19 protein-coding genes are annotated in these 21,459 nt (G+C 69.2%); 11 read left to right on the top strand and 8 right to left on the bottom strand.

Annotated features, from left to right (window positions below; translation table 11 throughout):
* Positions 1-26 precede the first annotated feature (26 nt).
* Genes CYU89_RS08590 through CYU89_RS08575 form a run of 4 tightly spaced genes read left to right on the top strand, consistent with a single transcriptional unit; the run spans position 27 to position 3,334 of the window.
* Positions 27-305 carry a DUF4190 domain-containing protein gene (locus tag CYU89_RS08590; RefSeq protein ID WP_296280191.1) on the top strand — a complete coding sequence of 93 codons (279 nt, stop codon included), beginning with the start codon at positions 27-29 and terminating at the stop codon, positions 303-305.
* Positions 306-319: 14 nt separating this feature from the next.
* Complete coding sequence (locus tag CYU89_RS08585; protein WP_296280190.1) at positions 320-1,375, top strand: quinone-dependent dihydroorotate dehydrogenase; 1,056 nt, start codon at positions 320-322, stop codon at positions 1,373-1,375.
* Positions 1,372-2,412: a UDP-N-acetylmuramate dehydrogenase gene (gene murB / locus CYU89_RS08580; RefSeq protein WP_296280189.1), complete on the top strand. Its 1,041-nt coding sequence runs from the start codon at positions 1,372-1,374 to the stop codon at positions 2,410-2,412. The genes CYU89_RS08585 and murB overlap by 4 nt, the downstream gene beginning before the upstream one ends.
* A gap of 13 nt (positions 2,413-2,425) precedes the next feature.
* Complete coding sequence (locus CYU89_RS08575) at positions 2,426-3,334, top strand: DMT family transporter (protein ID WP_296280188.1); 909 nt, start codon at positions 2,426-2,428, stop codon at positions 3,332-3,334.
* A gap of 13 nt (positions 3,335-3,347) precedes the next feature.
* Here CYU89_RS08575 and CYU89_RS08570 read toward each other — a convergent pair whose 3' ends face one another.
* Entirely contained in the window at positions 3,348-6,089 is a 2,742-nt protein-coding gene (locus CYU89_RS08570) for a serine/threonine-protein kinase (protein WP_296280187.1), read from the bottom strand.
* A gap of 95 nt (positions 6,090-6,184) precedes the next feature.
* Between CYU89_RS08570 and CYU89_RS08565 the strand changes: the two genes are divergently transcribed.
* Positions 6,185-7,081 (top strand): GGDEF domain-containing protein, encoded by an 897-nt coding sequence (locus CYU89_RS08565; RefSeq protein ID WP_296280186.1) that lies wholly within the window; start codon positions 6,185-6,187, stop codon positions 7,079-7,081.
* 12 nt (positions 7,082-7,093) lie between these two features.
* Here CYU89_RS08565 and CYU89_RS08560 read toward each other — a convergent pair whose 3' ends face one another.
* On the bottom strand, positions 7,094-8,035 hold the full coding sequence (locus CYU89_RS08560; protein ID WP_296280185.1) for a DedA family protein/thiosulfate sulfurtransferase GlpE: 942 nt from the start codon (positions 8,033-8,035) through the stop codon (positions 7,094-7,096).
* Between the two features lie 379 nt (positions 8,036-8,414).
* Here CYU89_RS08560 and CYU89_RS08555 point away from each other — a divergent pair, with 379 nt between their 5' ends.
* Positions 8,415-9,830: a pectin acetylesterase-family hydrolase gene (locus CYU89_RS08555; RefSeq protein WP_296280184.1), complete on the top strand. Its 1,416-nt coding sequence runs from the start codon at positions 8,415-8,417 to the stop codon at positions 9,828-9,830.
* Positions 9,831-9,885: 55 nt separating this feature from the next.
* The gene (locus CYU89_RS08550; RefSeq protein WP_296280183.1) at positions 9,886-10,497 is read left to right on the top strand and encodes a hypothetical protein; all 612 of its coding nucleotides are present in this window, start codon (positions 9,886-9,888) and stop codon (positions 10,495-10,497) included.
* A 395-nt stretch (positions 10,498-10,892) separates the two neighbouring features.
* On the opposite strand, the gene CYU89_RS08545 is transcribed toward CYU89_RS08550, so the two are convergent.
* Positions 10,893-11,567, bottom strand: coding sequence for a phosphatase PAP2 family protein (locus CYU89_RS08545; protein ID WP_296280256.1), 675 nt, complete (start codon positions 11,565-11,567; stop codon positions 10,893-10,895).
* Positions 11,568-11,571: 4 nt separating this feature from the next.
* Entirely contained in the window at positions 11,572-12,837 is a 1,266-nt protein-coding gene (ispG, locus tag CYU89_RS08540) for a flavodoxin-dependent (E)-4-hydroxy-3-methylbut-2-enyl-diphosphate synthase (RefSeq protein WP_296280182.1), read from the bottom strand.
* A 96-nt stretch (positions 12,838-12,933) separates the two neighbouring features.
* Here ispG and CYU89_RS08535 point away from each other — a divergent pair, with 96 nt between their 5' ends.
* Both CYU89_RS08535 and CYU89_RS08530 read left to right on the top strand, forming a co-directional pair.
* Positions 12,934-14,169, top strand: a complete 1,236-nt coding sequence (locus CYU89_RS08535; protein WP_296280181.1) for an ATP-binding protein — start codon at positions 12,934-12,936, stop codon at positions 14,167-14,169.
* Between the two features lie 13 nt (positions 14,170-14,182).
* On the top strand, positions 14,183-14,737 hold the full coding sequence (locus tag CYU89_RS08530; protein ID WP_296280180.1) for a response regulator transcription factor: 555 nt from the start codon (positions 14,183-14,185) through the stop codon (positions 14,735-14,737).
* A 3-nt stretch (positions 14,738-14,740) separates the two neighbouring features.
* Here the strand turns inward: CYU89_RS08530 and CYU89_RS08525 are convergent, their stop codons facing one another.
* From CYU89_RS08525 to CYU89_RS08510, 4 genes are all read right to left on the bottom strand, one after another.
* Entirely contained in the window at positions 14,741-15,427 is a 687-nt protein-coding gene (locus tag CYU89_RS08525) for a hypothetical protein (protein WP_296280179.1), read from the bottom strand.
* Between the two features lie 66 nt (positions 15,428-15,493).
* Positions 15,494-17,695, bottom strand: a complete 2,202-nt coding sequence (locus CYU89_RS08520) for a TonB-dependent receptor (RefSeq protein WP_296280178.1) — start codon at positions 17,693-17,695, stop codon at positions 15,494-15,496.
* 62 nt (positions 17,696-17,757) lie between these two features.
* Complete coding sequence (locus CYU89_RS08515; RefSeq protein ID WP_296280177.1) at positions 17,758-18,171, bottom strand: DUF2946 family protein; 414 nt, start codon at positions 18,169-18,171, stop codon at positions 17,758-17,760.
* Between the two features lie 64 nt (positions 18,172-18,235).
* The gene (locus CYU89_RS08510; RefSeq protein ID WP_296280176.1) at positions 18,236-19,519 is read right to left on the bottom strand and encodes a sialidase family protein; all 1,284 of its coding nucleotides are present in this window, start codon (positions 19,517-19,519) and stop codon (positions 18,236-18,238) included.
* A gap of 119 nt (positions 19,520-19,638) precedes the next feature.
* Between CYU89_RS08510 and xseA the strand changes: the two genes are divergently transcribed.
* Positions 19,639-20,967: an exodeoxyribonuclease VII large subunit gene (gene xseA / locus CYU89_RS08505; RefSeq protein WP_296280175.1), complete on the top strand. Its 1,329-nt coding sequence runs from the start codon at positions 19,639-19,641 to the stop codon at positions 20,965-20,967.
* An 84-nt stretch (positions 20,968-21,051) separates the two neighbouring features.
* Positions 21,052-21,396 carry a ribonuclease E inhibitor RraB gene (locus tag CYU89_RS08500; RefSeq protein ID WP_296280174.1) on the top strand — a complete coding sequence of 115 codons (345 nt, stop codon included), beginning with the start codon at positions 21,052-21,054 and terminating at the stop codon, positions 21,394-21,396.
* Positions 21,397-21,459 lie beyond the last annotated feature (63 nt).

Below are 21,459 nucleotides of genomic sequence, written 5' to 3'. Positions count from 1 at the left end.
TCCCTGACCCCTGCACGGAGCCCCTGATGAACCAAGCCCGCACCACCAGCAGCCTCGCCATCGCCAGCCTCGTGTCCGGCATCCTCGGCTGGACCCTGTTGCCCTTCATCGGCACCCTCGTAGCCATCATCACCGGTCACATGGCGCGCGCCGAGATCCGCCGCAGCGCAGGCACGCTGGACGGCGACGGCATGGCCATCGGCGGCTTGATACTGGGCTGGGTGTCAGCGCTGCTGTGGGTGATCGGCATCGCGGTGATCTTCCTCTTCCTGGGCGGCATGGCCTGGCTGGCGACGTTGAACTGACTCCGCGCGCGTCCATGTATTCGTTCGCCCGCCCCTTCCTGTTCGGCCTCGACGCCGAGACCGCCCATGGCATGGGCCTGAAGGCGCTCGACCTGGCCTACCGCACGGGCACCACCCCGCTGGTGGCGCGGCCGATCACGCCGATGCCCACCAAGGTCATGGGCCTGACCTTCCCCAATCCCGTCGGCCTGGCCGCCGGCATGGACAAGAACGGCGCGCACATCGACGCCCTGTTCGCGCTGGGCTTCGGCTTCGTCGAGATCGGCACGGTCACGCCGAAGCCGCAGCCGGGCAATCCTAAACCGAGGATGTTCCGCCTGCCGGAACACCAGGCGGTCATCAACCGGCTCGGCTTCAACAACGAAGGCGTCGATGCACTGGTGCGCAATGTCGAAGCCGCGCGCCGCGACCGCGGGCTGCTCGGCATCAACATCGGCAAGAACAAGGACACGTCCAACGAGCGTGCCGCCTCCGACTACCTGTACTGCCTGGAACGTGTCTACCCGCTGGCGGACTACATCACCGTCAACATTTCATCGCCCAATACCGCCGGCCTGCGCGAACTGCAGGAAGAGCAGGCGCTGCGCCAGCTGATCGGCGCGTTGCGCGAGGCGCAGGAAGAGCTGGCCGCGCAACACGGCAAGCGTGTGCCGATGCTGGTCAAGATCGCGCCGGACCTGTCGGACAGCGACATCGACGCCGTCGCCCGCGTGCTAGGCGACATGCAGGTCGATGGCGTCATCGCCACCAACACCACCGTCTCGCGCCTGAGCGTGCAGGAGCATCCGCAGGCGCGCGAGACGGGGGGACTGTCGGGCGCGCCCCTGATGGGCCAGGCGACGCTGGTGCTGCGCCGGTTGCGCACGCGGCTGCCGCACAGCATTCCGCTGATCGGCGTCGGCGGCATCCTGTCCGGCGCCGATGCCGTGGCCAAGATGTCGGCCGGTGCCTCGCTGGTGCAGTGCTACACCGGCCTCGTCTACCGCGGCCCCGAACTGGTCCGTGAATGCGTGGAAGCGATCCGCCGCCGCCGCGAAGCCCCGAGCGGCGGGCCGGTAGCGCCGGAATGACCACCGGCTACCGCGTTACCCCGAACGCCTCGCTGCGCGAGCGCAACACCTTCGGCGTGCCGGCGCGGGCGCCGTGGCTGATCGAGGTCGACGATGCAGCCGCGCTCGACGAGGTATTCGCGCTTCCCCAGGTGATCGAAGGCGGATCGCTGGTGATCGGCGGCGGCAGCAACCTGTTGTTCGCCGGTGACGCACCGGGCGCCGTGATCGCCATGGCCACGCGCGAGGTGCGCATGCTGTCCGACGATGGTGGCCATGCGCTCGTGCGCGCGGATGCCGGGGTCGACTGGCATCCGCTGGTGATGTGGACGCTGGACCAGGGCCTGTGCGGCCTGGAGAACCTGGCGCTGATCCCGGGCACCGCGGGCGCGTCGCCGATCCAGAACATCGGCGCTTATGGCACCGAAGTGGGCGAGTTCATCCATGTCGTCGAGGCCATGGATCGCCGCGACGGCACGCGCGTGCGCCTGGACCGCGACGCGTGCGCCTTCGCTTACCGCGACAGCGTCTTCAAGCACGATCCCGACCGCTATCTGGTGACCGCGGTGGAGTTCCTGCTGCCGCGCGCGCCCGCGCTGCGCCTGGACTACACGGGCATCCGCGACGAACTGGCGGCGATGGGCATCGCCACGCCGACCGCCCGCGATGTCGGCGAAGCGGTCATCCGCATCCGCCGGCGCAAGCTGCCCGACCCCGCCGTGGTCGGCAACGCCGGCAGCTTCTTCAAGAATCCCATCGTCTCGCAGGCGCAGGCGGATGCGTTGCTGGTCGATTACCCGACCTTGCCCGTGTTCCGTGGCGATGCCACGCACAACCGAAAGCTGTCGGCGGCCTGGATGATCGAAGCCTGCGGCTGGAAGGGCCACCGCGATGGCGATGCAGGCGTATCCGCAGCGCACGCGCTGGTGCTGGTCAACCACGGCGAAGCCACCGGTGCGCAGCTGTTGGCGTTGGCACGACGCATCGCAGACGCGGTGCATGCGCGCTTCGGTGTGCGCATCGAGCCCGAACCGAAGATCATCGGCGCCCGCTGGTAGATCACCGGACCGCATGCCCGCCCTGCCCGCCCACTATCGCGCCGCCGTGCTGATGCTGGGCAGCACGGTGTTCTTCGCGCTGATGGTGGTGGCGATCCGACTGGCGTCGGCGACCCTGCACACGTTCGAGATCGCGTTCTTCCGCAACTTCTTCGGCCTGCTGGCGGCGGCCCCGCTGATCCTGCGGCACGGCCCCGGCTTCCTGAAGACCACGCAGTTCCCGCGGTACCTGTTCCGCTGCGTCATCGGCATCTGTTCGATGCTGGCCGGCTTCTGGGCCATCGGCCACCTGCCGCTGGCGCAGGCGGTGTCGCTGTCGTATTCCACGCCGCTGTTCGTCACCCTGGCCGCCGCCGCCCTGCTCAACGAACAGGTTCGCGCACGCCGCTGGACTGCGGTGGCACTGGGGTTCGTCGGGGTGTTGATCATCGTGCGCCCGGGCACCTCGCAGTTCACCGCCGACGCGATGATCGCGGTACTCGCCGCGGTGATGAGCGCGCTGGTCGCGATCCAGATCAAGCAACTCTCGAACACCGAACCGGCCGACCGCATCGTCATCTACACCACCCTGCTGTGGGTGCCGATGTCGCTGGTGCCGGCGCTGGCCGTGTGGGAATGGCCGCAGGGCATCACCTGGGCCTGGGTCGTCGCCGCCGGCGTGCTCGGCACCGGCGGCCACATGCTGTGGACGCGTGCGCTCAAGTTGGGCGAAGTGTCGGCGCTCACGCCGATCAGCTTCATGCAGCTGCCGGTGGTGGCGGTGTTCGGGTGGCTGTTGTTCGACGAGTCGCTGGACCGGTGGACGCTGCTTGGCGCCGGCATCATCTTCGGCGCCAACGCGTACATCGCCCATCGCGAGGCGGTGCTGTCGCGGCGCTCGGCCTCGGAGGCCGCCAGCGCGGCCGCCAAACCCGGCGAGTGACCGTTCCGGCGACTCAGCCCTGCCTGGCGGGCTGCTTGCCGGGCCGGTCGCCGGCGCGATAGCGCTGCACGAAATCCGCGTCGTCGTCATCCAGCGTGTTCGGGTCCGCCGCCAGCAGGGGGGCGACGTATTGCCGGTACAGGGCCTGGGCCTCGGCCTTGCGTCCCAGCTCGTTGTACGTGTCGATCAGGTTCCAGGCCGCGATACGGGTTTCCAGGTCCGTCTCGCCCAGCACGCGCCGGCGCAGTGCGAACAGGCGCTCGTACTCCGGCACGGCGTCCGCGGTCCGACCGAGCACGCGCAAGGCTTCGGCACGGATGACCATGGTGACCTGCGCTTGCGGGTGCTTTTCGCCGAGCGTCTTCAACGCCAGCGGCTGCACATCGCCCAGCAGGCGCAGTGCCGCTTCCGCCTGGCCGGCATTGAGCAACGTGCCGGCATGATTGACCAGGATCGACAGCGTGTCCGGGTGCGCGGCACCCTGGGTCCGGCTGCGCGCGGTGATGACCTGCTCTTCCAGCGGCAGTGCGGCGGCGAAATCGCCGAGCCTGGCATACGCGGTCGCCAGGTTCAGGCGCGTGCGTACCGTCTGCGGGTGGTCGCGGCCGAGCACGCGTTCCCGCGCGGCGAGTACCTCGCGCAGCGCCGGAACCGCGGCTTTCACCGCCTGCTTGTCGCCGCCGTCGATCATCATCGTGGCCAGCGTGCTGCGCGCCTGCAGGGTGGTGGGATGTTCGCTGCCCAGCTTGGTGATGTAGCGCGCGGTGAGGTCGCGCTGCATGGCGATCGCCGCGTCCTTCTCGCGATTCATGATGCGCAGGACGGCCAGGTTGCCCATGGCGGACAAGGTTTCGTCGTCATCCGGACCCAGCGTCGCGGTGCGCAGCGCCACCACATTCTCCATGTTGGCGCGCGCCTCGGGCAGTTCGCCCAGGTTGCGCTGCACGGCGGCGAGGTTGTTGGTGGCCTCCAGCGTGGCCGGATCGCGCTCGCCGACGCTGGCGAGCAGGCGCTCCTGCACGGCCTGCACGACGCCCTTGGCGCGCGGGCGATCGCCGCGTGCGGAGATGACCTGCGCCTGCGCCAGTTCCAGCTTGACCCGCACGCGGTCGTTCACGGGCAGCGCGAACGCGCGCGGCAGCGCCTTCTGCAACACGGTCTCGGCCTGGTCGATGTGCGCGCCTTCGAGCAGCGCCTGCACCTGTTCGTTGCGCGCACGCAGCGTCTCGGGCGCACCCTCGCCCAGCGCGGCCGCGCGATGCTCGGCGACGCGGCCGAAATGCTCGGCCGCCTTGTCGTAACGTCCGATGGCGGCGTACACGCGGGCGACCGATTCACGCAGGCTGGCCGCCACGTCGGGCTGGTCGGCGAAATCGCGGGCGATGGCCTCTTCCGCGTTGGCGAGCAACTGGCGATCCACCAGGTCGCGCGCCAGGTCGCCGGTGCTCGCCTTCGCCAGCGTCGCACCGAACGCCGAGGAGGCGCCGGGATCCACGCTCGCCACCTGGCGCACCAGGCCTTCGGACAGACCGACACCCATGGTCTCGATGTCGATGCCCTCCAGCATCGACTGCTGGAAAGCGGCGACCTTCTCCAGCTCCGCGCTGCGCGCCTCGGCGACGCTGCGCTGCGTCCGCGCCTGTTGCAGTCCATACAGCGACAGCGCCAGTCCCCCCAGCAGCGCCAGCAGGCCGAAGCCCGCCGCCACGGCTGCCGTGCGATGGCGGCGCAGGAACTTCCGCCACGCATAGCGCCGGCTCGGCGGTACCGCCGCCACCACGCGGCCATCCAGATAGCGCTGCAGGTCGTCGGCCAGCGCCGCGACCGCGTCGTAGCGCGCGTCACGGTCGTGCTGCATGGCCTTCAGCACGATCCAGTCCAGGTCGCTCCGCAGCCGCGCGCGCATCCGCGCCAGCGACAGGCCGCGTTCCTGTGCCATCTGCCGGGCCTGGTCGGCGGGCAGCGCCGCCAGCCGCGACGACGGCGCCACCGCGGTCGGCGTGTCCGCCGCCCAGGTTTCGCCCACGGCCTCCGGGCGTACGCCGGTCACCAGTTCGCACAGCACTACGCCGAGCGAATAGACATCGCTGCGGGTGTCGACCTGGGCGGCGTCGCCCTGCGCCTGTTCGGGGCTCATGTACTCGGGAGTGCCTGCACGCTCCAGCGCGGCGTCGCCGGCCAGCGACGCGGCCATGGCGATGCCGAAATCGATGATCTTCGGCGCCGGCCGCCCGTCGACCGTATCCACCAGCAGGTTGCCGGGCTTGAGGTCGCGGTGCACCACGCCCTTGTGGTGCGCATGCTGCACGCCCTCGCAGACACGGATGAACAAGGCCACGCGCTCGTCCAGCGACAGCTGATGGTCGCGGCAGTGGCGCGTGATGGGGCTGCCGTCGATCAGCTCCATGGCGAAGAACGGGTAGCCCTCCTCCGTGGTGCCGGCGTCGTAGATCTGGGCGATGGCGGGATGGCGCATCTGCGCCAGCACCTGCCGCTCGACCTCGAACCAGGCCAGATGGCGCGCCTGCAGTCGCTGGGAGCGCATCAGCTTCAGGGCGACGTCGCGGCGCACCGGCTCCAGCTGCGCAGCCCGGTAGACCTCGCCCATGCCGCCCCGCCCCAGCAGGTCCTCGATGCGGTACCTCCCCAGCCGCGCGCCCGGCGCCAGCGTGCCGTCGGGCGCCGTCGGGGCGTCCTTCAGGCGCGTGGCCAGGCTCTCGGTGGGTGCGAGGTCGTCGTAAGGTTGCGATGTCATGCCACTTTCCCCGGTGCGCCCGGCCATGGTAGCGGAAGCGTGAGTTGACCGACCTATCCGTTACACTCGGGCCCGCACCTGTCAGCCGTCTTCGCATGTCCCGGGATTCCCACGATCCACCGACCACGCAGCGGACCATCCTGAGCGACGGCCCGCGCCCGGCGTCGCACCGGTCCGCGTGCGTGGTGGTCATCCATGGCGAAGGCCTGGGCCGGCGGGCCGACATCGACACCGCGCGCGTGCGGGTGGGCCGCTCCCAGGAAGCCGACCTGCACATTCCGCACAACAGCGTCTCGCGCCTGCACTGCGAAATCTGGCGCGAGGGCGACAGTTACCGCGTGCGCGACCTCGGCGCCACCAACACCACGCGGGTCAACGACGACCCGGTTGGCGAGGCGGTGCTCGCCGACGGCGACCACATCACGCTGGGCGAAAGCATCCTGAAGTTCATCAGCCACAGCAGCGTGGAAGCGCACTACCACGAGGAGATCTACCAGCTCGCCACCCACGATGCGCTGACGGAGATGTACAACCGCCGGCATTTCATCGAGACCGTCGAGAAGGAGATCGCCCGCGCCATGCGGCACCAGCGCGAACTGACCATGTGCATCATCGACGTCGACCTGTTCAAGCCGATCAACGACCGTTACGGCCATATCTCCGGCGACCACGTACTCAAGCAGATCGCGGCGCTGGTGCGCCGGCACGTGCGCAACGACGATGCCGCCGCACGCATCGGCGGCGAAGAATTCGCGGTGCTCCTGCCCGAGTGCGGACCGGACGCCGCCTATGGATTCGCCGAGCGCCTGCGCGAGGCGGTGGAAGCGGTGGTGTTCCGTCCCGGGGGCCACGCGCAGACGATCACCGTCAGCATCGGCATTGCCGCGCTGACGCCCGACCGCGACACGGTGAGCCGCATGATGGCCGCGGCCGATGCCGCCCTGTACCGCGCCAAGAGCGAAGGCCGCAACCGCGTCTGCATCGAGCACTGACCGGGGCGCGGCTCAGCGGGCCAGCGGATCCACGCCGAAGCCGCCTGCGCGCCATGCGTCGATGCCGCCACGCAGCGGCAGCACGTCGTGGAAGCCGGCCGCGCGCAGCTTGCCGGCCATCCACGCCGCGGACACTTCATCGGGGCACGCGCAGTAGATGACAACCTTTCCGTCGCGCGGATAGCCGGCGAGGATGCCGTCGAGCCGGCGCTCGTCGGCGAAGATCGCCCCCGGGATGATGTAGGGATCCACCGCGCGGAAGCCTGGCGCACGGATGTCGAACAGCGCCGGGGCATTTGCCGACCGCATCAGCGCATTCAGGTCCGACGGTTCGATGCGCGCGGCGTCCAGCGACTTCAGCAGGCTGCGTCGACGCCACCAGCGCCACGCGACATAGACCGCCAGCACGGTCCCGACCAGCACGCCGGCGCCGGCGCCCAGTTGCGACAGCGTGTCGATCACCGTTTCGACCTGCCGCGAGAACACCACGCCCAACCCCAGCCCCAGCGCGGCCCACAGCGTGGCGCCGAGCCCGTCGTAGCGCAGGAAAGACGGCAGTCGCGCCTGCATGGCGCCGGCCAGCGGCACCGACACCATCGACAGGCCGGGAATGAACTTGGCCACCGACAGCACGCGGATGCCGAAACGGCCGTAAAAGCGCTCGGTGCGCTTCATGCAGGTGTCGCGCGACAGCGACAGCCGGCACAGCGACTGCAGTGTACGGTTGCCATAACGGCGACCCGCGTAGAACCACGCGCTGTCGCCGATCAGGCTGGCGGCCACCGAGACGGCCAGTACGCCGAGCAGCGGCAGCCACATCGTGTCCGGCTGCAGCGCCAGTCCGGCGCCGACGAGGATGAGCGTGGGCATCGCGGGCACGGGCAGGCCCAGCGACAACGCCAGCACGTTGACGAAGACCAGGGCCACGCCGTACTTGTCCACCACGTCCTGCATCGCGCTCCCCGTCCCCCTCATCATCGCCGCGCGTGTCGGCGGGCGGCCATGTTCGATCCACGCCCGCGCGGCGGCAAGGCACCGGCCCGCAACGATGCGTTGCCGGGCCGCGATGACCGCCGATGCCGGACGTGCCACGTGCTGCGACGCGAGATCGCTGCATTTACCTCAGCGGCGACGGCGCCGAGGAAGGGGGGCATCGCGGCCAATGTCGGGGGTATCGGCAGCCAAACCCGGCGCCATCACGCCGGCTTAATGCCGCCCGCGTCGCGACGCACCACCATCCGCCCCTGTACGGTCGCCGCCCCCACGCGTGCCGCACGCCAAGGCAGTCCATCCCGTTGAACGTCCCGCCTGACTCTCGCCGGAGGATCCGATCATGGTTGCACCCGTACGACCCGCCCGCCTGCCGCTCGTCCTTGCGGCCGCCACGCTGACGCTGGCGGTCGCCGCCCCCCTGAAAGCGGAGGAAGGCGACTACAGCTTCTGGCAGACCCTGGTGAACCTGGTCTCGCCGCCGAAGGCGGACAACAAGGTCACCGCCGCCCAGCGCACCGGCCACTATCCGCTGCTGTCCAATCCCTCCGGCTTCAACGACGGCTTCCAGCCGGGCCGCTACGACGCGTGGCAGACCATCCAGCTGGCGCCGTCGACGGGCGCCGTGTGCGGCGACGGTTCACCGTTCAAGTTCTTCGTCAACCGCGTCGCCGATACGCGCAACACCATCATCTACATGGAGGGCGGTGGCGCGTGCTGGGACTACGCCAGTTGCAGCGGCCAGGGCGGCATCCGCGGTGCACGCAATCCGAACGGCATCCCCGACGACTACATGAGCCTGCTGAATCCCGGCGCGAGCCTGGTCAGTCCGTTCGTCACCCGGGTCAGCCCGTTCGAGTCGGTGAAGACGCAGGGCTGGAACATGGTCTACGTGCCCTACTGCACCGGCGACATCTACAGCGGCGACAAGGTGGCCGTCTACGACGACCCGAGCGGGCAGAATGCCCCCCTGGTGTGGCACCACAACGGCACACGCAACGTGCGCGCGGTGGTCGGCTGGCTGAAGGACAACCTGCCCCGCCCGACGCAGATGCTGTCCACCGGCTGCAGCGCCGGCGGCGCCGGCAGCCTGACCAGCTACCACCCGTTGCGGCGCGACTTGGCGCCCACGCGCAGCTTCCTGATCGACGATTCCGGCCCGATTTTCCCCACGCCGAAGAACGGCAATCCGGTCGACTACCCCTCGCAGCCGCTGATGGCGCTGATCCGCAGCGCGTGGGGCCTCGACCAGCCGAACGGCCCGCTGCCCTATCTCGCCAGCGGCCTGCCGCAGTTCGACCTCAACGAACTCGGCACCCTGTATCCCGCCCTGTCCAGCAAGTACGCCAGCGACCGCATGGGCCATACGCACTTCTGGAAAGACCTCAATTACTCGTCGTACTCGTACGAACGCTTCTATCCCGACATCGCCAACGCACCGGACCAGGCCACCAAGGAAGCACGCATCCATGCGCGCTGGAACACGGATACGGCACGCCTTCGCGACCGCCTCAACGGCTTGAACAATGTCGGCGGCTACTTCCCGCAGTACCGCGCGCTCAACGAAAGCCACTGCACCACCATCGTCGATTTCAAGAACGCCGACGTTCAGGCGCAGAACCTGGAATTGAAGCAGTTCATCGACAGCGTGCTCGACGGCCAGGGCAAGGTGCTCGATGCGAGCGAACAGGACGACAAGGACGACAAGGCCAAGCCGTTCAACCTGCTGTACTGGCTGGTCGACCAGCTGATGGGCTGAGGTCCGCGCCCGAGGGCCGTCGTGAGGCGACGGCCCCGGCGCACGAGGAGTACGCATGAGGAAACTGCTGACACTGCTGGTGCCGCTGCTGGTGTTCACCGCCGCCGCGCTCTGGTGGACGCACGCCGCGTCCCGGGGAGTGCCGACGACGCCCCCTGCCCCTGCGGGTTCCGCAGGTGCCCGCTCCCCGGCGCTCGGCACCCTGCAGGCCACGCCGCAAGCGCAGGCCTATCGCGAGCGCCAGCGCTTCGAGGCCGAGGCGAAGGACTTCTTCGCGCGCGCCGCCTCCCTGCGCGCCGTGGAGCGCAGCGAGCGGGCGGACGCGCTGAAGCGGCAGATCGACCGCTACGAGGCCGCCGCCGGATTGTCCGCGGGCGAAGCCCTGCTGTTGCGGACCGCGCTGGTCAAGGCGACCGTGGACGACCCCGCGCAGCAGGCGGCAGAGGTGGCCGTGATCGCCGACCGCTATCGCTCACACGCTGACCAGCGCATGGCCGCTTTCGCCGCGCAGCAAGCCAACGACCCACGCTTCCAGTCCTACAAGGCACGCGAGGCGCAGGTCGTTGCCGAGGTCATGGCCGCCACCACGATTCCCGCCGGCCTCACCCGCGACCAGTACCTGCGCCAGCGGCTGCAGGAAGAGCGCGAGCGCGCGTACGCGCCTTGAAAAGCATGAAGAAGGATGTGGGAGCGACGTAAGTCGCGAGAGACCACCGGCATCGTTTCATCGCGACTTACGTCGCTCCCACAGGAGCCCTAGCCTTTAATCTGGCCTTTTGACCTGCCACGGCCGCTCGCGAATGCGGTACAGCGCCATATAGCCCCCGACACCCACGCGATGCCGGCGTCCCAGCCGCCAAGGATGTCTAACGGCTAGTGATGGCCAGCACCACCATCCCCGCCGGTCTTATCCGCGACCAGCAATCTGCACCAGCGACTGCAGGATAAGCGCCAGCGCGCGTACGCGCCTTGAAAAGCATGAAGAAGGATGAGGGAGCGACGTAAGTCGCGAGAGACCACCGGCATCGCTTCATCGCGACTTACGTCGCTCCCACAGGAGCCCTAGCCTTTTACCTGCCACGGCCGCTCGCGGATGCGGTACAGCACCAGGTAGACACCCGACACCCAGGCGATGCCGGCGGCGAATCCGCCGAGGATGTCGGACGGATAATGCACGCCCAGGTAGATGCGCGAGACGCCGACCAGCACCGCGAAGCTGCCCGCCAGGGCGACCGCCACCCAGCGCCAGCGCGTGTGCCAGCACAGCAGCACGACCACCATGGCCAAGGTGGCCGAACCCATCGCGTGGCCACTGGGAAAGCTGAAGGTGTGCTCGGGCGCGATGGATTCCCACAAGGTGGGCCGGTCGCGCTGGAAGAACTGCTTCGTGGCCATGTTCAACAGCGCCGAACCTGCGAACGACACGCCGGCGAAGGTGGCCTCACGCCAGCGTCGCGCGATCAGCAGACCGGCCGTCAGTGCGATGTCGACCGGCACCACGCCCCACTGGTAGCCGATCGCCGAGATGAAAATGAAGAACCGGTCCAGCGCCGGCCCTGCCATCGCGTGTGCGCGCCACAGCAGCGGATCGTCGAAGTAGAAGGCTTCCAGTTCGTGGACTTCGTCCGCCAGTTCGACGAACAGCCACAACGGGGCCAGCAGGCAGAGGAAGAGGAGGACGAAGCGCCCGCCATGTTCGCGAAACAGCCCGGCGATGAAGCGCCGGCCGTTCGCCAGCGTGTCAGCCGGCAGCACGCGCGTACTTTGCCTCGACGTAATCGTCGATCAGGGCGACGAATTCGTGGGCGATGTTCTCGCCACGCAGCGTGACCTTCTTCTCGCCGTCGACGAACACCGGCGCGGCCGGCGCCTCGCCCGTGCCTGGCAAAGAAATGCCGATGTTGGCGTGGCGCGATTCGCCTGGCCCGTTCACCACGCAGCCCATCACGGCGAGGGTCATGTTCTCGGCGCCGGGATGGGTGACCTTCCACTCCGGCATCTTGCCGCGCACATGTTCCTGCACGACCTTGGCCAGCTCCTGGAAGAATTCGGACGTGGTCCGCCCGCAACCCGGACACGCAGTAACCATGGGCGTGAACGCGCGCAGGCCGGTGGTCTGCAGCAGTTCCTGCGCGACGATCACTTCCTGCGTGCGCGACTGGCCGGGTTCCGGCGTCAGCGAAATGCGGATGGTGTCGCCGATGCCTTCCTGGAGCAGCACGGCCAGCGCGGCGCTCGACGCCACGATGCCCTTGCTGCCGATGCCGGCCTCGGTCAGGCCCAGGTGCAGCGCGAAATCGGTGCGGGCCGCCATGTCGCGGTACACCGCGATCAGCTCCTGCACGCCGCTGACCTTGGCAGACAGCACGATGCGATCACGCGGCAGGCCGATCTCGACGGCGCGTTCGGCCGAATCCACCGCCGAGCGGATCAGCGCCTCGCGCAGTACGCGGCCGGCGTCCCACGGGATGTCGCGCGTGTGGTTCTCGTCCATCAGCTGCGCCGCGAGCGCCTGGTCCAGCGAACCCCAGTTGGCGCCGATGCGCACCGGCTTGCCGTAGCGGATCGCGAACTCGATCAGCTGGGCGAACTGGGTGTCCTTCTTCTTGCCGAAGCCGACATTGCCCGGGTTGATGCGGTACTTGGCCAACGCTTCCGCACAGGCCGGCTCGCCCGCCAGCAGCTGGTGGCCGTTGTAGTGGAAGTCGCCGATCAGCGGAACCGAGATGCCCATCATCTCGAGCTTTTCGCGGATGCGCGGGATGGCGGCGGCGGATTCGGGGTTGTTGACGGTCAGCCGGACCATTTCCGAGCCGGCCCGCCAGAGTTCGGCGACCTGCTTCACGCTGCCGGCGACATCGGCCGTATCGGTGTTGGTCATCGACTGCACCACCACCGGGCGGCCACCGCCGACGACGGCATTGCCGATCTGGACGGCCTGGGTGATGCGGCGCGGCCAGGGCGCGGCGTCGGTGGGAGGCGTGGGGCGGGTGACGGCGTCGTGCATGGCGGCATTGTAGCGTGGGCCGCCCGGGGGTCTCGTACACGCCCCTGCGACGCCATGCCGCAGGCCCGGCCCGCGCGCTTGCACTAGCATGTGACCATGCCGAATACGCTGCTGACCCTGTCGCCCTCGTTCCTGCGCACGCTCTGCAACCTGCGCTGGGTGGCGATCGTGGGCCAGGCGGTGACCGTGCTGGTGGCGCTCGGTCCGCTCGGCATCGATCTGCCGCGCTGGCCGCTGTGGGCCGGGATCGGTGCGCTGGGACTGTTCAACGTCTACGCGACCTGGCGCAGCCGCCGGCCCGGCGAGGAGCGCGCCGCCGAAGCCTTCGCCCACATGCTGGTCGACGTGGCCGTATTGTCCTGGCTGGTGGCGTGGAGCGGCGGCATCGGCAATCCGTTCAGCTCGATGTTCCTGCTGCTGATCGCGGTCTCCGCGCTGGCCCTGCCGTTGCGCTGGGTGCTGGCCACGGGCGTGGCCTGCCTGCTGGGCTACATCCTGACCGCGGTCTTCGGCCGGCCGCTGCCGCACCTGCACGGCAACAACTTCAACGTGCACCTCTGGGGCATGGCGGTGAACTTCGTGCTTTCCGCCGGCGTGGTGCTGTACTTCTCCACGCGCCTGGTCGCCGCGCTGCGCCTGCGCGAACAGGAACTGGCCCGCCTGCGCGAGCGCTTCGCGCGCAACGAGGGCATCGTCGCGCTGGCCACACACGCCGCCGCCGTCGCGCACGAGCTCAACACCCCGCTGGCGACGATGACGCTGCTGACCGAGGACATCCGCGAACACGCGAGCGAGCCCGACATCCGCGAGGATGCCGGCACCATGCGCCAGCTGATCGACCTCTGCCGCGACCGCGTGCGCGCACTCGCCGCCTCGGCCGACATGGGCGTGCGCCAGCGCGTCGACCTGGACGATGTGGTGCAGCGCTGGCAACTGATCCGCCCGACGGTGGAACTGCAGCGCACCGGCGCCCTGCCGCCGTGGCTGGCGACCGACGCCTCCACCGGTCACCTGCTGCAGGCGCTATTGAACAATGCCGCCGACGCCAGCCGCCAGGCCGGCTCGCAACGCGTGGACCTGGACCTGCGCTGCGAAGGCGACGAGCTGGTCGGCACCGTGCGCGACTATGGCAACGGGTTCCACGAAGCGTTGCCGTTCCAGTCCGAGCAACTCTTCCGCACTAGCAAGCCGGAGGGCATGGGCGTGGGCCTGGCCCTGTCGCACGCCACCATCGAGCGACTGGGTGGACGCATGACCATGCGCGCGGTGCCGCCTAAAGGCGTGCAGGTGCAGTTCCGCCTGCCGGTGGCGGGCAATGACGAATCTCCCTGATGAGAGGCATCCGATGAAAGGCCTGCTGGTCGACGACGACGAACTCTATGCGCGCACCCTGCAACGCAGCCTGGCGCGCAAGGGCATCGAGACCGAGATCGCGCTGGACGCCGCCAGCGCACTGGCGAAGGCGCGCGATTGTCCGCCGGATTTCGCGCTGGTCGACCTGAAGCTGGGCGCCGACTCCGGCCTGTCCCTGATCGAACCCTTGCGTGCGCTGCGCGCCGACATGCAGATCCTGCTCGTCACCGGCTATGCCAGCGTCGCCACCGCGGTGGAGTCCATCAAGCGCGGTGCCGACGACTACCTGCCCAAGCCGGCCACCGTGCCGACCATCCTGCGTGCGCTGGGGCTGGAGACCCCCGCCGTGCCGGGCGACGAGGCGGATGCGGCAGAAGACACCATGACCCCGCTGAGTCGGCTGGAGTGGGAGCACATCCAGCAGGCGCTCGCCGAAACCGAAGGCAACATCTCCGCCGCCGCACGGCTGCTGGGCATGCACCGCCGATCGCTGCAGCGCAAGCTGGCCAAGCGTCCCGGCCCCGAGCGCCGCTGGATCGACGAATGACCGTCAGGGCGCCAGCTCGCGATCAGGTTCGCTGCCCGCGCCCATCCCCACGCCCATCCCCGCGCCAGCGCCCATGCCGGCCATGCCCATCCCGGCGCCGCCTGCACCGCCCCCTCCGCCCTGCCGTCCCTCGCCTTTCGCGCCCTCGCCCTTGCCCTTGGAGGCGACCGGCCGCGCCGGACCTTGCCGCGGTATCGCCAACGAGGGCGGGATGGGTTCCAGGTCCAGCACGCCGCGGATGAAGTCGCGCAGCGACACCACCAGCGCATCGGTGCGGATCGGCCGGCCCGCCGCCAGATCGGTGGCCGCCTGCACGGCCAGCCGCACCTGTTCGTCGGTGCCCAGCAGGATGATGTCCGACAGCGCCGCTTCGACGGCATCACGGATGCGCCGTGACCGGTCGCTGCCGTCGTCGACCAGCTCGACGCCCGCGTCGCGCGCCTGCGCACGCAGGTCGCGCAAGTGGCGCGGATCGACGTCCAGCGACCCGGTGAACGAACCGCCGAGCACCTTGTAGGCCGCGATCAGCGTGCGCAACCGTTCGTTGATCTGCCGATTCTCGCGCGCCCGCCGCTCCTGCACCGTCTGCATCACCAGCAGGCGGATGCCGACGCCGATCACCGTGATCAGCGCCAGCCCCGCCAGGGTAGTCAGCAGGCCCTGCCATGAACTGAAGTCGAGACCGCGCATGGCAGGCATCCTCCGAGTGTCCGGCCGCTACCTTACCCAACTCCGTGTTGCCGCCGTGCATGGCACTCAGAACGTTTTCCGCAGCACCACTTCCCAGCTGCGCGGATCGCCCAGGTAGGCCATCGTGCTGCCCAGCGCGTACACCACATGGGTGCGGTCGCCGAGGTTGCGGCCACGCACGGTCAGTTCCGTACTGTCGTTCCAGCGGAAGCCCACGTGCGCACCCCATGTCGCGTAGCCTGCGGTCGACAGCGTGTTGGCGGCATTGGCAAAGCGCGACGACACGCCACGCATGTCCACGCCGGCAGACCAGCGTGGCGTGAAGCGGTAGTCCAGCCACACGTTGCCCACTCGCGAGGGCGTGTTGGTGGGGCGATTGCCGGCGCGCGATACCGGTACGCCGCCAACGTTCTCGTAGAAATCATCCAGCGTGGCATCCACCCAGGCCAGGTTGCCCTCGACCTTCAGCGCCTCCGTCGGCCGCCAGCCGAAGGTCGCTTCGATGCCGCGGGACGACTGCTGGCCGACCGGCAGCGTCTGCCCCGGATTGGAGGGATCGGTGATGGCGAGGTTGCGGCGCACGATGCGGTATGCCGCCAGCGTCGCGAAGTTCCGCGCATCGCGCGACTGGAACTTCGCGCCGATCTCGCCCTGGCGACCCGTGGTCAGGTCGAAGTCGCGTAGCGTCGCGAAGTTCGCGGTGCTGAGGATGCCTGCCGGCGGATCGGCCGCGGTGCTGTACTGCGCGTAGACGCTCGCCTGCGGCGTGATGGCCCAGTTCAGCGCGACACGTCCGGTGGTGGGCGAGTATTCGCGCTCGAATCGGGCGGGATTGGTCGCACTGACCGCGCGATGGTTCACCACGTCCAGCACGATGCGGTCATGGCGCAGGCCGGCCAGCAGCGACAGCGACGGCGTCAGTTCGGTCAGGTTCTCCGTGTAAACCGCCTGCGTGTGCAGCCGGTTGGTGCGGTCGGGCGTGTAGACGATCGCCGTGCCGGATACATCGAGGAAGCGTCCCGGCGTGACCGCATCGAGCGGCACCGTATCCACCGTGGCCGAGAGCGAAAGCGGGAAGCGCGTCTGCCGGTTGTAGCTGACGTCCAGGCCGGTCGCCCATTGCGTCGGCAGGCCGAACAGTTCGCCTTCGTGGCTCCATTCCAGCCGGTTGCCGTAGACCTGCTGGTCGTGCCGCTGCAGCAGCGTGCCGGAACGGATCACGCCGTCGTTGCCGGCGGTCAGGCGGTAGCTCTCGACGTTCCGATAGTCTCGCAGCGCGTCGTAGTGATAGAGGGTGTTGCGCACGGTGTCGTGCTCGCCAGGCGTCCACTCCAGCAGCGAACGCGCCCAGCGCACGTCCTGTCCGTAGTAGCCGTCGGCGACGTTGTAGTTGCGGCCGATGGTCTGCGGCAGCACCGACAGGCGACTGGTGGCGGGCTGACGCACCGGCGTGCCCCAGTATGGACGATGGCTGTCCTCCTGCTGGACCTCCACCGCCAGGGTGTGTCGCAGGGTCGGCGCCAGTTGCGCCAGCCACGAAGCGGCGAGTGTCGATGCCTCGCGCTCCTGACCGTCGATCCAGCTCTCGCCATCACGCGTGCTGGCATCGACACGGATCGCCTGGCGCGCATCGTCGCCGCCGATGCGAAGGTTGGCCCCCATCGCCAGCGTGCCATCGCGGAACGAGCCCCACGACGCCTGCACGGCGGCTTCGTCGCGGTCCAGTCGCGCCAGCCGGGTGACGTAGTTGATCGTGCCACCGACCGCGCCCGCGCCGTACAGGAAGCTCGACGGACCGCCGATGGCTTCCACCCTCTCGTATTGCCACGCATCCACCGGTCGAGCGGCGATGCTGGCGTACTGCACGTCGATGCCATTGAATAACTGCGTGATCTGGCTGCCGGAGAAACCGCGGTACGTCACCGCATTGCCATTGCCCGGCGGCGACGCGACGGTGAGGCCGGGAATGCCGGCCAGCGCTTCCTGCGTGGTGCGCACGCCACGGGCATCGAGCGCATCACGGTCGATGACGGTGACCGACGCCGGGGTTTCCAGCAGCGTCAGCGACAGGCGCGTGCCGGTGCCGGAGACCTGCTCGAGGCCGGCCTGGTGGCCTTTGACCTCGACCGTGTCGAGCTGGGTGACGCGGGAGCCATCGGGCAGCACGACAGCGTCGGCGGCACGCGCGGAGGGGGAAAGCGAGAGGGTCGCGGCAATGGCCACGGACAGGCACGACGCGCGCGGCGTCGCCCGGGATATCAGGAACATGGAAACTCCAAAGCACAAGGACACGGCGCACGGGCCGCACGATCAACGAAGGGTCTTGTGGTTCAGAGGAGGATCGGCGGTCCTTGTCCGCCGAGGCCGCGCAGCCGCAGGCGACGCGCGGGCGGTAGCGCAGGGACGCTGGAGAGGATGCCGCCCGAAAGACGGGGAAACAGCAGCGCGATGCAGAGCAGCAGCAACGGCAACACCGCCGCGAGGGTGCAGTACGCGCAGTCGGCACCCATCGCCATGCCGGCGGGCGACGGCGCCTTGCCAAACGGCGCCTTGGCGACCGGCGATTCGGCCCGCGTATCGACCCACTTGATGCCATCGGTCGTACACAACTCGGTCCAGCCTGCCAGCATCTGCGATCCCGTGGCGGTCACCCACCGCGTTACCGACGGCGCGAACGCCATCAGCAGCGCCGCCAGCAAGGCCAGCTGCAGCATCGGTCGGAGGAAGGCGGACGAACGGATCACCGCGCGATTTTATGCGGGACAGATCATCGGAGTCAGGTGCGACGAAGTGCCGCACCTTGGCGCGTCAGGGGAATACGACGCGCGCACCCAGCAACCGTGGCTTTTCGCCGGCCACATCGGTCCACGCCAGCCACGCGGCATCGTCGTGCCATTGCAATCGCGGGATGCCACTCGCGCGTCCACGTGCGGACAGGGTGGCGACATCGACGCGCCGCGCGCCGGCCCAGGCGTCGTCGTAGCGCGCCAGTACCAGCGTCTGGCGTTCGTCCGGCGCCTGCTCCAGCCAGCTCACCAGCAGATGGCCATCGCCATGGACCAGGCCCAGGCGACCCAGCACCTGCATGCCCTTCGCCAGCGTCACCGGCGCACCGAACGTATCGCCGGCGTCGTCCGAACGTGCCGCACGCAGTTCCGGCACGCCACCTGCTTCCGTGTACCACGCGACCCAGACCGTGGCACCGTCCGCCACCGCCATCGGGCCGTTGACGGGGCAACCGGCGATCTTCCAGCCATCCGCATGCACATCGCGAGGCGACGTCCAGCGCTGACCGTCGAAGCGAACGATGCGTGTATCGCGGATCTCGCCATCGCCGCGTCCGCGATAGACGACTACGACGCCACGATCCGTCACCGCGGACGAGGTGGTGCAACAATCGCAGGTGGATGCGTCCAGTGGCCACTCTCCCACCTGCTTCGCCTGCGGATCGTAGGTCGCGGCACGCAGCATCATCGCGGCACCGCCTGCGTGGTCGTGTCCTCCACCGTCGTGCCCCGCATGTGCGGACGCCGCCTTCTGCCGGCTGTCGAGCCATGCGATACCCAGCCGGTCGCGCGCCTGCGGCCAGAACGTCACGAAACCATGGTCTCCCGGCGTACCGGACGGATGCACCAGCTGCGGCGCGCTCCACGTCATGCCGCCATCGCCGGAGCGCACCAGGTCGATGCCGTAGTCCATCCGCGACGGCCCGGTACTGCGCAGCCAGTGCGCCCACAGCGAACCGTCCGGCAGGGCATACACATGCGGGGTGTCGGCCCAGTTGACGAACCATGCGTCGCCTTCGGCGATCGTGCGCGGCGACTCCCAGCCCTGCGTCCCGGCAGGCCGGCGGCTGAAACGCAGGCGATGGCCTGCGCCATCCATCGGTTCGACCCAGCTCAACAGCAGCGCGCCGTCCGGCGTGGAGACCAGGTCGGGCTGCGCGGCGCCCGGCGGCGAAGGAAGGTCCGCCACGTCCACGACCGGTGACGGCACAACGGCCACGGGCACAGGTTCGCCCGGGGGCGAACAAGCGGCCAGCGAGGCGAGCAACACCGGCAACCACGGACGGGACCAGCGGGACTTCAGCATGAGGGACGATTCCGGCCGACGGGACCGCGCCATTCCAGCACGGAAGCCGCCTCACTGGGTGCGACCGTCTGTCGCAGGCATTCGCGGTGCGCTTCGTCGCGAGCGTTTATCCTTGCACCATGACCGACACCGCCCGCGACATCCTCACGCCCACCCAGCTCAACACGCTGGCGCGCGACCTGCTGGAAGGCGCGTTTCCGCTCGTGTGGGTGGAAGGCGAGCTGGGCAATGTCACCCGTCCGGCCTCGGGCCACCTCTACTTCACGCTGAAGGATGCGCGTGCGCAGGTGCGCTGCGCGATGTTCAAGCCGAAGAGCCAGTGGCTCAAGTTCGCACCCCGCGAAGGACTGCGCGTCCTCGCGCGCGGCCGGCTGACGCTCTATGAAGCGCGCGGCGATTACCAGTTGGTGATCGACAGCCTGGAAGAGGCCGGCGAAGGCGCGCTGCGCCGCGCCTTCGAGGAGATGCGGGCCAGGCTCGCAGCGGAAGGCGTGTTCGACGACGCACGCAAGCGTGCCCTGCCCGCCCATGTGCGACGCCTCGCCGTGCTGACGTCGCCCACCGGCGCGGCCGTGCGCGACGTGCTCAGCGTGCTGCAACGGCGCTACCCACTGGTGGAGGTCGATGTACTGCCCGTGCAGGTGCAGGGCGAGGCAGCGGCGGCGCAGATCGTCGACATGCTGCAGCGCGCCGCGCGCAGCGGGCGCTACGACGTGTTGCTGGTCGCCCGCGGCGGCGGCTCGCTGGAAGATCTCTGGGCCTTCAACGATGAACGCCTCGCGCGCGCCATCGCGGCCTCGCCGGTCCCCGTGGTGTCCGCCATCGGACACGAGACGGACTTCACCCTCTCCGACTTCGCTGCCGACCTGCGCGCGCCCACGCCCTCGGTCGCGGCCGAGCTGCTGGTGCCGGACCGGCGCGACCTGCTGTCGCGCGTTCGCACGTTGCAGCACCGGCTCGCGACCACCCAGGCACATCGCATGCGCAATGCCATGCAGCGCGCGGACCGCGCCGCCCTGCGGCTCCACGCGCAGCGCCCGCAAGCGCGGCTGCAGATGCTCGGGCGGCGCCAGCAGGATGCCGTCCGTCGCCTCCACGCCCTCTGGCGTGACCGCCACGCGCGCCGCCTGGCCGCGTTGCGCCATGCCGATGCGGTGCTGCGTGCGCATGCGCCGCAGCGCCGCCTCGAGCAACTGCGCGCCCGCCTGCTCGCGTTGGCCCCGCGTCCGCAGGCCGCCGCGGTGCGCGCACTGCAGCGGGACACCTTGCGCCTGCGTGCACTCGCCCGCTCCCTGGAAGCCATCAGCCCCTTGGCCACCGTCGCCCGCGGCTACGCACTGGTGACGAAGGAGGACGGCACGCTGGTGCGCTCGGTGGCGCAGGTGCGGCCAGGCGACCGGCTCGAAGCGCAGGTCAGCGATGGCCGATTGACGCTGCGCGCCGACTAGCGCCTTCGCTCGCCCTCGACGTCACTGCGGATTCTTTTCCCGTCGTCCCGACGACGGGCTGCCCCCATCTACAGGAGCTTCACCATGATCACCCACGAGCAACTGGTCGAGATGTTCGACAACATGGCGAGGGAGACGCCCTGGGACCTGCGCAAGCCGCTGGTGTGGGGTTACTTCTTCACCCACCATGCGCGGCCTGCGCTGGAGGCGGTGGTGCCGGTGCTGCAAGGACAGGGTTACCGTGTCATTGCGCTCTACTTGGAAGACAAGGACAGCCGCAAGGATCCGGACCTGTGGTGGCTGCACGTCGAGAAGACCGAAGTCCACACGCCCGACAGCCTCCACGAGCGCAACCAGGCGCTCTACCGGTTCGCCAGCGAGCATGGCCTGGATGCGTATGACGGCATGGACGTGGGCGCGATCGACTGACATCGCGGTGTTGTGGCCGATGTCGCAGCATCGCCGAGCGCCACCCTTCAACCCCGTTTCCGT

Origin of the sequence: Pseudoxanthomonas sp. (genome assembly GCF_002863005.1) — a bacterium.
Taxonomy (GTDB): Bacteria; Pseudomonadota; Gammaproteobacteria; order Xanthomonadales; family Xanthomonadaceae; genus Pseudoxanthomonas_A.
Note: the sequence above shows the minus strand (reverse complement) of the source record. Positions and strands in the feature narration are given on the sequence as shown.

Excerpts from the sequence above, each read along its gene's own strand:
- CYU89_RS08590 (WP_296280191.1), top strand. The coding sequence starts at position 27 with ATGAACCAAGCCCGCACCACCAGCAGCCTCGCCATCGCCAGCCTCGTG.
- CYU89_RS08585 (WP_296280190.1), top strand. The coding sequence starts at position 320 with ATGTATTCGTTCGCCCGCCCCTTCCTGTTCGGCCTCGACGCCGAGACC.
- murB (WP_296280189.1), top strand. The coding sequence starts at position 1,372 with ATGACCACCGGCTACCGCGTTACCCCGAACGCCTCGCTGCGCGAGCGC.
- CYU89_RS08575 (WP_296280188.1), top strand. The coding sequence starts at position 2,426 with ATGCCCGCCCTGCCCGCCCACTATCGCGCCGCCGTGCTGATGCTGGGC.
- CYU89_RS08570 (WP_296280187.1), bottom strand. The coding sequence starts at position 6,089 with ATGACATCGCAACCTTACGACGACCTCGCACCCACCGAGAGCCTGGCC.
- CYU89_RS08565 (WP_296280186.1), top strand. The coding sequence starts at position 6,185 with ATGTCCCGGGATTCCCACGATCCACCGACCACGCAGCGGACCATCCTG.
- CYU89_RS08560 (WP_296280185.1), bottom strand. The coding sequence starts at position 8,035 with ATGCAGGACGTGGTGGACAAGTACGGCGTGGCCCTGGTCTTCGTCAAC.
- CYU89_RS08555 (WP_296280184.1), top strand. The coding sequence starts at position 8,415 with ATGGTTGCACCCGTACGACCCGCCCGCCTGCCGCTCGTCCTTGCGGCC.
- CYU89_RS08550 (WP_296280183.1), top strand. The coding sequence starts at position 9,886 with ATGAGGAAACTGCTGACACTGCTGGTGCCGCTGCTGGTGTTCACCGCC.
- ispG (WP_296280182.1), bottom strand. The coding sequence starts at position 12,837 with ATGCACGACGCCGTCACCCGCCCCACGCCTCCCACCGACGCCGCGCCC.
- CYU89_RS08535 (WP_296280181.1), top strand. The coding sequence starts at position 12,934 with ATGCCGAATACGCTGCTGACCCTGTCGCCCTCGTTCCTGCGCACGCTC.
- CYU89_RS08530 (WP_296280180.1), top strand. The coding sequence starts at position 14,183 with ATGAAAGGCCTGCTGGTCGACGACGACGAACTCTATGCGCGCACCCTG.
- CYU89_RS08525 (WP_296280179.1), bottom strand. The coding sequence starts at position 15,427 with ATGCGCGGTCTCGACTTCAGTTCATGGCAGGGCCTGCTGACTACCCTG.
- CYU89_RS08520 (WP_296280178.1), bottom strand. The coding sequence starts at position 17,695 with ATGTTCCTGATATCCCGGGCGACGCCGCGCGCGTCGTGCCTGTCCGTG.
- CYU89_RS08510 (WP_296280176.1), bottom strand. The coding sequence starts at position 19,519 with ATGCTGAAGTCCCGCTGGTCCCGTCCGTGGTTGCCGGTGTTGCTCGCC.
- xseA (WP_296280175.1), top strand. The coding sequence starts at position 19,639 with ATGACCGACACCGCCCGCGACATCCTCACGCCCACCCAGCTCAACACG.
- CYU89_RS08500 (WP_296280174.1), top strand. The coding sequence starts at position 21,052 with ATGATCACCCACGAGCAACTGGTCGAGATGTTCGACAACATGGCGAGG.